This is a genomic window from Massilia sp. ST3, assembly GCF_018119405.1.
Lineage (GTDB): Bacteria > Pseudomonadota > Gammaproteobacteria > Burkholderiales > Burkholderiaceae_D > Telluria.
Genome location: NZ_JAGPWC010000122.1, coordinates 1 through 8,392, shown reverse-complemented (window position 1 = coordinate 8,392; position 8,392 = coordinate 1). Strand labels below are relative to the sequence as shown.

Genomic DNA, 8,392 nt, shown 5'->3' with positions numbered 1-8,392 from the left:
GGCCCCCCCCCCCCCCCCCCACCCTACGAAAACGCGGCCGTATCAAGCCGCGTCTGGAGGTTCTTTTTACTCCGAACGGTAGTTCGGAGCTTCCTTGGTGATCTGCACGTCGTGCACGTGCGATTCGCGCATGCCCGCCGAGGTGATCTCGACGAACTCGGCGCGTTCGCGCAGTTCGTCGATGGTGGCGCAGCCGCAGTAGCCCATCGACTGGCGCACGCCGCCGATCAGCTGGAAGATGATCGCCAGCACGCTGCCTTTATAGGCGACGCGGCCTTCGATGCCTTCCGGAACGAACTTGTCGGCCTTGCTTGATGCTTCCTGGAAGTAGCGGTCGGCCGAACCTTCGGCCATCGCGCCCAGGCTGCCCATGCCGCGGTAGGATTTATAGCTGCGGCCCTGGTACAGGATGACTTCGCCCGGCGCTTCCTCGGTGCCGGCGAACATGCTGCCCATCATGACGGTGTTCGCGCCGGCAGCCAGCGCCTTCGAGATGTCGCCCGAGTAGCGGATGCCGCCGTCGGCGATGCAGGGCACGCCGGTGCCGGCCAGGGCTTCCGCCACATTCGAGATCGCGGTGATCTGGGGCACGCCCACGCCGGCCACGATACGGGTGGTGCAGATCGAGCCGGGGCCGATGCCGACCTTGACCGCGTCCGCACCGTGCTCGACCAGCGCCTTGGCGGCGGCGGCCGTGGCGATGTTGCCGCCGATGACGTCAACGTGGGGGTAGCGTTCCTTGATCCATTTCACGCGGTCCAGGATGCCTTGCGAGTGGCCGTGGGCGGTGTCGACCACCAGCACGTCCACGCCGGCCGCAACCAGCAGTTCGATGCGCTCCTCGTCGCGCTGGCCCACGCCCACGGCCGCGCCAACCAGCAGCTTGCCCTGCGAATCCTTCGAGGCCAGCGGGTGTTCGTGCGACTTCTGGATGTCCTTGACGGTGATCAGGCCGCGCAGCTCGAAGTTGTCGTTGACGACCAGCACGCGCTCCAGGCGGTGCTTGTTCATCAGGCGCTTGGCTTCTAGAGTGTCCGCGTCCTCCTTGACGGTCACCAGCTTCTCGCGCGGGGTCATCTTGGCGCGCGCTTCCGCGTCCAGGTCCTCTTCGAAACGCAGGTCGCGGTTGGTGATGATGCCCACCACCTGGTTGCCCTCGACCACCGGGAAGCCGCTGATGCCGTGCTGTTGCGACAGCGCCAGCACTTCGCGGATCTTCATGGTCGGCGGGATCGTGATCGGATCGCGCAGCACGCCTGCCTCGAAACGCTTGACTCGGGCTACTTCGCGGGCCTGGTCGGCCGGGCGCAGGTTCTTGTGGATGATGCCGATGCCGCCTTCCTGGGCCATCGCGATCGCGAGGCGCGACTCGGTGACGGTGTCCATCGCCGCCGACAGCAGCGGAATGTTCAGCGTGATGTTCCGGGTCAGCTTGGTACGCAGGGAGGTTTGGGCCGGAAGAACGTTGGAGTAGGCCGGGACGAGCAGCACGTCATCGAAGGTGAGTGCTTTTTGGAGGAGACGCATAGTATTTTCCTATAGGCGCAAAAGTGAATTATACAGAAAGTCGCAAATCCCGTCGCAGGGGAGCCCAAAAATTTCTCTCGACGGTGAGTTTTGGAATTGACTTCCTGCGCGCGGCATGGCGAAATCCAGGTGCCCATCAAGGAAACACATCATGCCTACCAGCACTTCTTTGCGCCACGCCGGCGCCGCCCTGCTCTTCTTCGCCGCCAGCCTCGCCCACGCGCAATACGTGTGGATCGACGCCAACGGGACGCGGCAGTATTCGGACCGCCCGCCGCCGTCCGGCACGCCGCCGCACAAGATCCTGAAGGCGCCCGGCCGCCTGGCCACCGCACCGACGCCGGAGGCCAAGGCCGAGGCCGCGAAGCCGGCGGAGGCATCGAAGCGCGCGCCCACCCTGGCCGAACGCGAGGCGGCCTACAAGGAGAGGATCAGGCAGCGCGAAGAACAGGAGCGCAAGAGCGCGGACGAGTCGGCCCGCAAGCGCGACCTGGCCGCGCGTTGCGAAGCGGCGCGCGATGCGCGCGCCCAGCTGGCGTCCGGCATCCGGATCCGCCGCTTCGATGCGAACGGCGACCAGGGCTATATGACGGATGAGGAAAAGGCCGCGCGCACGGCCCAGGTAAACCAGGTATTGAAGGACTGTCCTTAGGACGCAGCTTCAGCCGGCGGCGCGGCGTTCTGCTCTTTCTTGGCGGCGCGCTTGCGGCGCGAATCCTTCGGATCCGCCACCAGCGGGCGGTAGATCTCGATCCGGTCGCGCTCGCGCAGCACGGTGTCGAGCGTCTTCTTCTTGGCGTAGATGCCGACCGGCTGGGTGGTCAGGTTAATTTCAGGAAAGTCTTGCAGCACCCCGCTCTGCTCGATTGCCTCGCCGATGGTGGTGCCGGGCGCCACCTGCATGGGACGGATCCATTCCTGCTGCGCATGGGCGTAGCAGACGTAAACCTGGACCGTCTCACTCATAGATCGCCTCCGCCCGCTTGCAAAAGGAATCGACCATGCTGTTGGCGATCATGCCGAACACCGGGCCGATGATCTGTTCCAGGATGATGCTCGAGAACTCGTAGTGCAGGTCGAAGTCGATCTTGCAGGCGTCGGCGCGCAGGGACTTGAAGGTCCACGTGCCTTCCAGCATCTTGAACGGCCCGTCGACCAGGTGCATCTTCATCTGGGTCGGACGCTGGTTGTGGTTGGACGTGGTGAAGCTCTGCTTGACGCCGTGGAAGTTGATGGACAGGGAAGCCACCAGTTTCTCGTCGGTGCGCTCGATGATGTTCACGCCGCCGCACCAGGGAAGAAACTTCGGATAATCTTCCACCTTCGCCACCAGGTCGAACATCTGTTCCGCGCTATACCCGAGGAAAACTGATTTGTGTACTACTGCCATTGGTCAACCGTTTGTTATGATGTTGGTTAAGTTGCATATGTCGCCACACGGGCGCGATGGCAGTAGTTTAACCGACACGCGAATTTTCGCTATTTCATGAGTATCGCAGACAATAAAAAAGCATTTTTCGACTACTTCATCGAGGACCGCTACGAAGCCGGCCTGGTGCTGGAAGGTTGGGAAGTCAAGGCCATCCGCGAAGGCCGGGTGCAGATCAAGGAAGCCTATGTGATGGTGCGCAACGGGGAACTGTTCCTGTTCGGCGCCCACGTCAGCTCGCTCCCCACCGCCTCGGCCTGGAGCCATCCGGAAGCGCTGCGCACGCGCAAGCTGCTGCTGCACCGCGCCGAGATCGACAAGCTCGTCGGCAAGGTCGAGCGCTCGGGCTATACGCTCGTGCCGCTCAACCTGCATTTCAAGAAGGGACGCGTGAAGTGCGAGATCGGCCTGGCCAAGGGCAAGAAGCAGCACGACAAGCGCAATACGGAGAAGGACCGCGACGCCAAGCGCGAGGTGGCGGCGGCGATGAAGCAGCACCGGCGTTGATTGATCGTAGGGTCGGCGGCTTTGCCGCTGACGCGGTGATGGTTGGCTGCGAGATCATCCGGCGCGGAATCGGAGGCGCCAACGATCGCCGCGGCGGCGGGAAACCCGCCGACCCTACAGTTTTGCCACGCCCGCCGGCACGGCGCTGCGCACCGACGCGCGCCACGCCGCGAAGCTCAGCACCAGCCCCACCGCCACGCCCAGCGCCAGCTTGAGCGCACTGCCGAACAGCAGCGGCGCCACCAGCCCCGACACCAGGGCAAACGACATCATCTGGATGAAGCCCACCATCGAGGCCGCCAGCCCGCGGTTGTTGGGGAACAGGCCCATCGCCGTCAGCTGGATCGCCGGCATCGCCACCGCCAGGCCGAAGGTGTAGACGAACAGCGGCAGCACCGCCCACGGCACCATGGCCGGGAACAGCAGGTTGTAGCCCACGTTCAGCACCGCCGCCAGGCCCATCACCGCAAAGCCGATCCACTTCAGGCGCGCCGCCGGCATTTTCGATGCGCGCTTGCCGCCCCAGGCCGAGCCGATCACCATGCCGCCGATCAGGGGAATGAACATCCAGGCGAAGGCCGTCTCCGGCAGGCCCAGGATCTCCATCACGAAGTTGGCGGCCGAGCCGATGTACAGCGACAGGCCGCCGAAGGCCATGCCCACCGCCAGCGACAACAGCACGAACTGGGGATTGCGCAGCACCATCAGGTAATTGCGGGCGATGGTCACCGGGTGGAACACCTGGCGCTTCTCGCGCGGCAGGCTCTCGGGCAGCAGGCGCAGGCAAAGCACGATCATCGCCGTGCCGAAGATGGCCAGGAACACGAAGGTCGAGCGCCAGCCGAAGCTCACGTGCAGCCAGCCGCCCAGGACCGGCGCGATGGCCGGCGCCAGCCCGAACACCATCATGATGTGCGACATGATCTTCTGCGCCTGCGGGCCGGCGAAGCGGTCCTGGACGATGGCCTGGCCGATCACCGAGCCTGCGCCGGCGGACAGGCCCTGCAGGGCGCGGCAAGCCAGCAGCGCGCCGAAGGTGGGGGCGAAGGCGGCGCCGACCGAGGCTACGGTGTAGACAGAGAGCGCTACCAGGATCACCGGACGGCGGCCGAAGGAATCCGACAGGGTCCCGTAGAACAGCATCATGAAGGCGAAGCAGAACAGGAAGACGCTCAGGGTCTGCTGCACCGCCACCGGGCCGACGCCGAATTCGGCGCCGATCGCCGGCATGGAGGGAAGATAGGTGTCGATCGCCAGCGCCCCGATCATGCCGAGGCAGGCGAGAATGACGGTCAAGAGTCGTTGCATGTGCAATGCCTTTCCAGATAAAACCGGCACCGCAGCGTGCAGAATCCCGGGCCCGGGATTTTACTTTATTTCACAGAATTAATTTTCCGCCGCATCGGCGCGCAGCGACTTGCCGAATCGGCCGGGGCGCGGCATCCAGTTGCCCTGGTAGTCGGCCGAGACCAGGATGCGCTCGGCGCGCCCGATCAGCTTGTCGCGCGGAACCAGGCCGATGACCCGCGAGTCGCCGCTGTCGTCGCGGTTATCGCCCAGCATCAGGTAGTGGTCGGCGGGGATGCGCACCGGGCCGAAGTTGCGCAGCGCAAGCTTCTGGGGCAGCACCTGGATGCGCTGGCGCGTCCCGCCGACGGTCTCGTCCATGCGCACCGCCTCCAGCTCGGCGCCGTGCGAGCGCTCGCGCGTCACTTCGGCCACCTGGTACTTGCCCGGCACGCCGTTGATGATCAGCTGCTCGTTGCGCATCTCGATCACGTCGCCCGGCAGCGCCAGCACGCGCTTGATCAGGCGGGTCTTGTCCGGCTGGGGCGAGGTGAAGGTCACCACGTCTCCCCTATTCGGCTCGCCAAGGCGCGCCACGATCACATCAGTCAGTGGTATCTTCAGGTCGAAGGCCAGCCGGTTGACGAAGACCACGTCGCCCTCCAGCAGGTTCGGCCGCATCGAGGCCGAAGGAATCGGATTCCAGTCGGCGACCGCGGTGCGGAACACGCCGAACAGGCACAGGAACAGGATGAAGCCCTTGTTGGCGCGCAGCAGGTCTTTCACGGTGAACCCCTTGTTGTCTTGGTAGAGCTGTCTTTATACGCCGGCATTCTTTAACGATGCTTAAAGATTAACTCCTGGAGTAACGCTCCTTCCTTTGGCTGAGCCGATCGTGGATGTCACCAAGTTGTCATATCTTCCATCTACACTGCCTGCGCGACTACTCAAACGCAGACACATGGACATGAAAACCAGGGCCATCGAGGCTGAGCTCAAGCAACTCCCCGATGGCGGCGCCTTCCTCAACCGCGAACTCTCCCTGCTGGAGTTCAACCGCCGCGTGCTGGCCCAGGCCGAGGATCCCTCGATTCCGCTGCTGGAACGCCTGCGTTTCCTGTGCATCGTCTGCAGCAACCTGGACGAATTCTTCGAAGTGCGGGTGGCCAGCCTGCTGGCCCAGTACCAGTTCGAGCACCCGCGCGACCATGCCCATGGCGGCCTGCCCGACCACCTGGCCGCCACCCTGGAACGCGCCAGCGCCGAGTGCCGGCACCTGATCGCGCGCCAGTACAGCCTGTTCAACAACGAGATCGCGCCCCAGCTGTCCGAGCACGGCATCCACCTGCTGCGCCGCAGCGACCGCAACGCCGCCCAGCGCGCCTGGGTCAAGCAGTTCTTCGACCGCGAGGTGCGGCCGCTGCTGACCCCGATCGGCCTGGACCCGGCCCATCCGTTCCCGCGCGTGATCAACAAGAGCCTGAACTTCATCGTCGAACTGGCGGGCAAGGACGCCTTCGGACGCGGCACCGGCATCGCCATCATGAAGGCGCCGCGCGTGCTGCCGCGGGTGATCCGCCTTCCGGACGAACTCTCCGACAAGAAAGGCGCGTCCTACTGCCTGCTGTCCTCGGTAATCCAGGCCCACATGGCCGACCTGTTCACGGGGCGCGAAGTGGTGTCCTATTCCCAGTTCCGCGTCACCCGCAACAGTGACCTGTGGGTGGACGAGGAAGAGGTCAAGAACCTGCGCCAGGCGCTGCAGAGCGAGCTCCATAGCCGCAACTACGGCTTCGCGGTGCGCCTCGAAGTGGCGCGCGCCTGTCCCGAGCACCTGTCCGCCTTCCTGCTCGACCAATTCAGCATCGACCGCTCGCGCCTGTTCACCGTGGACGGCCCGGTCAACCTGGGGCGCCTGCTGGAGGTGGTCAACACCAACAACCAGCCGGAGCTCAAGTTCCCGCCTTTCGTTGCCGGCTATCCGCCCAAGCTGGCCGCCCCCGACATCTTCGCCACCCTGCGTAAAGGCGACGTGCTGCTGCACCATCCCTACGAAACCTTCCAGCCGGTGATCGATTTCATCCAGAGCGCGGCGAACGACCCCTGCGTGGTGGCGATCAAGCAGACCATCTACCGGGCCGGCATGAACTCGGAGCTGATGGAGGCCCTGATCGGCGCCGCCCGGCGCGGCAAGGAAGTCACGGTGATCGTGGAACTGATGGCGCGCTTCGACGAGGAAGCCAACATCAACTGGGCCGAGAAGCTGGAGCAGGCCGGCGCCCAGGTGGTGTACGGCGTGGTCGGCCTCAAGACCCACGCCAAGATGGCCCTGGTGCTGCGGCGCGAGCCCAGCGGCCTGCGCCGCTACGCCCACCTCGGCACCGGCAACTACAATCCCACCACGGCCAAGTTCTACACCGACTTCGGCCTGCTCACGGCGGACGCCGGCCTGACCGCCGACGTCAACGAGGTCTTCATCCACCTCACCAGCATGACGCGTCCCAAGCAGCTGACCAGCATCTGGCTGGCGCCCTTCTCGCTGCAGAAGGAACTGGTGCGCGCGATCCGCAACGAGGCCGAGCTGGCGCGGGCCGGCAAGGCGGGACGGATCATCGCCAAGATGAACTCGCTCACCGACGAATCGGTCATCAAGGCCTTGTACGACGCATCCCAGGCCGGCGTGCGGATCGACCTGATCGTGCGCGGCGCCTGCTCGCTGCGCCCCGGCGTAAAGGACCTGTCTGACAACATCAAGGTGCGCTCGATCGTAGGCCGCTTCCTGGAGCACACCCGGGTGTTCTACTTCCGCAACAACCTGCAGCACGACATCTGGCTGAGCAGCGCCGACTGGATGAACCGCAACCTGTTCCGGCGCGTGGAGATCGCCTTCCCGGTCCACTCGCCCGCGCTCAAGCGGCGCGTGATGCGCGAGGGCCTGCATCCCTACCTGAAGGACAACGTCGATGCCTGGGAACTGGCCAGCGACGGCCGCTACCGCCGCCGCAAGGCGCGCGGCAACCAGAAAACCCTGAGCGCCCAGCAAACCCTGATGGACATGCTGGGCGACGCCCACCGCCCGGCCAAGGAGAACGAGCATGGAACTGATCCTGTGGCGCCACGCTGAGGCCGAGCCGGCGCCGCCGGATGGCGACGACAGCGCGCGCGCGCTGACCTCCAAGGGCCAGCGCCACGCCGCCCGCGTGGGCGCCTGGCTGAACCGGGTGCTGCCCGCGGATTGCCGCATCCTGACCAGCCCCGCCAAGCGCTGTACGCAAACCGTCAAGGCGCTGGGGCGACGCTATGAAGTGGCCGAGGCGCTGGGCACGGAATCGGATGCGGAAGCCATCATCCAGGCCTGCGGCTGGCCCGGGCACCGCCAGCCGGTGCTGGTCGTCGGCCACCAGCCGCTGCTCGGGCAGGTGGCGTCCTCGGTGCTGTGCGGGCGCAAGCAGGACTGGCGGATCCGCAAGGCGGGGGTGTTCTGGATCGAGCACAAGGGGGCCGATGGGATTCCGTATATCCGCCTGGTGGCGGGGCCGGATTTGATCGGCAAGCTGCGTTAATTTGATTGTCAGCCCGAAGACCGTGGGCCCCCCGCCCGCGGGGGGGGGGGGGGTTGGGGGGGGGGGGGGCGCCCGCCGC

The 8,392-nt window shown here is 65.4% G+C and carries 9 protein-coding genes; 4 read left to right on the top strand and 5 right to left on the bottom strand.

All coding sequences use genetic code 11. From position 1 onward, the window contains the following. Window positions 1-66: 66 nt before the first annotated feature. Window positions 67-1,527: an IMP dehydrogenase gene (gene guaB, locus KBW98_RS23300; protein ID WP_211522555.1), complete on the bottom strand. Its 1,461-nt coding sequence runs from the start codon at window positions 1,525-1,527 to the stop codon at window positions 67-69. A gap of 151 nt (window positions 1,528-1,678) precedes the next feature. Between guaB and KBW98_RS23295 the strand changes: the two genes are divergently transcribed. Then, window positions 1,679-2,179, top strand: a complete 501-nt coding sequence (locus tag KBW98_RS23295; protein WP_211522554.1) for a DUF4124 domain-containing protein — start codon at window positions 1,679-1,681, stop codon at window positions 2,177-2,179. Here the strand turns inward: KBW98_RS23295 and KBW98_RS23290 are convergent. Together KBW98_RS23290 and KBW98_RS23285 are read right to left on the bottom strand one after the other, a co-directional pair. Continuing rightward, window positions 2,176-2,493: an RnfH family protein gene (locus KBW98_RS23290; protein WP_211522553.1), complete on the bottom strand. Its 318-nt coding sequence runs from the start codon at window positions 2,491-2,493 to the stop codon at window positions 2,176-2,178. The genes KBW98_RS23295 and KBW98_RS23290 overlap by 4 nt on opposite strands. Beyond that, a complete protein-coding gene (locus tag KBW98_RS23285) occupies window positions 2,486-2,917 on the bottom strand; it encodes a type II toxin-antitoxin system RatA family toxin (protein ID WP_211522552.1) in 432 nt (143 codons plus the stop codon). Before KBW98_RS23285 ends, KBW98_RS23290 begins: the two co-directional genes overlap by 8 nt. A 96-nt stretch (window positions 2,918-3,013) precedes the next feature. Here KBW98_RS23285 and smpB point away from each other — a divergent pair, with 96 nt between their 5' ends. Continuing rightward, the gene (gene smpB, locus KBW98_RS23280; protein ID WP_211522551.1) at window positions 3,014-3,463 is read left to right on the top strand and encodes an SsrA-binding protein SmpB; all 450 of its coding nucleotides are present in this window, start codon (window positions 3,014-3,016) and stop codon (window positions 3,461-3,463) included. A 114-nt stretch (window positions 3,464-3,577) separates the two neighbouring features. Here the strand turns inward: smpB and KBW98_RS23275 are convergent, their stop codons facing one another. Then, window positions 3,578-4,771, bottom strand: coding sequence for a multidrug effflux MFS transporter (locus KBW98_RS23275; protein ID WP_211522550.1), 1,194 nt, complete (start codon window positions 4,769-4,771; stop codon window positions 3,578-3,580). 78 nt (window positions 4,772-4,849) lie between these two features. Further along, entirely contained in the window at window positions 4,850-5,536 is a 687-nt protein-coding gene (lepB, locus tag KBW98_RS23270) for a signal peptidase I (RefSeq protein WP_211522549.1), read from the bottom strand. 175 nt (window positions 5,537-5,711) lie between these two features. On the opposite strand from lepB, the gene ppk1 reads away from it, so the two are divergent. After that, window positions 5,712-7,874: a polyphosphate kinase 1 gene (gene ppk1, locus KBW98_RS23265; protein ID WP_211522548.1), complete on the top strand. Its 2,163-nt coding sequence runs from the start codon at window positions 5,712-5,714 to the stop codon at window positions 7,872-7,874. Further along, window positions 7,846-8,313 (top strand): histidine phosphatase family protein, encoded by a 468-nt coding sequence (locus tag KBW98_RS23260; protein WP_211522547.1) that lies wholly within the window; start codon window positions 7,846-7,848, stop codon window positions 8,311-8,313. Before ppk1 ends, KBW98_RS23260 begins: the two co-directional genes overlap by 29 nt. The last annotated feature ends 79 nt before the right edge of the window (window positions 8,314-8,392 follow it).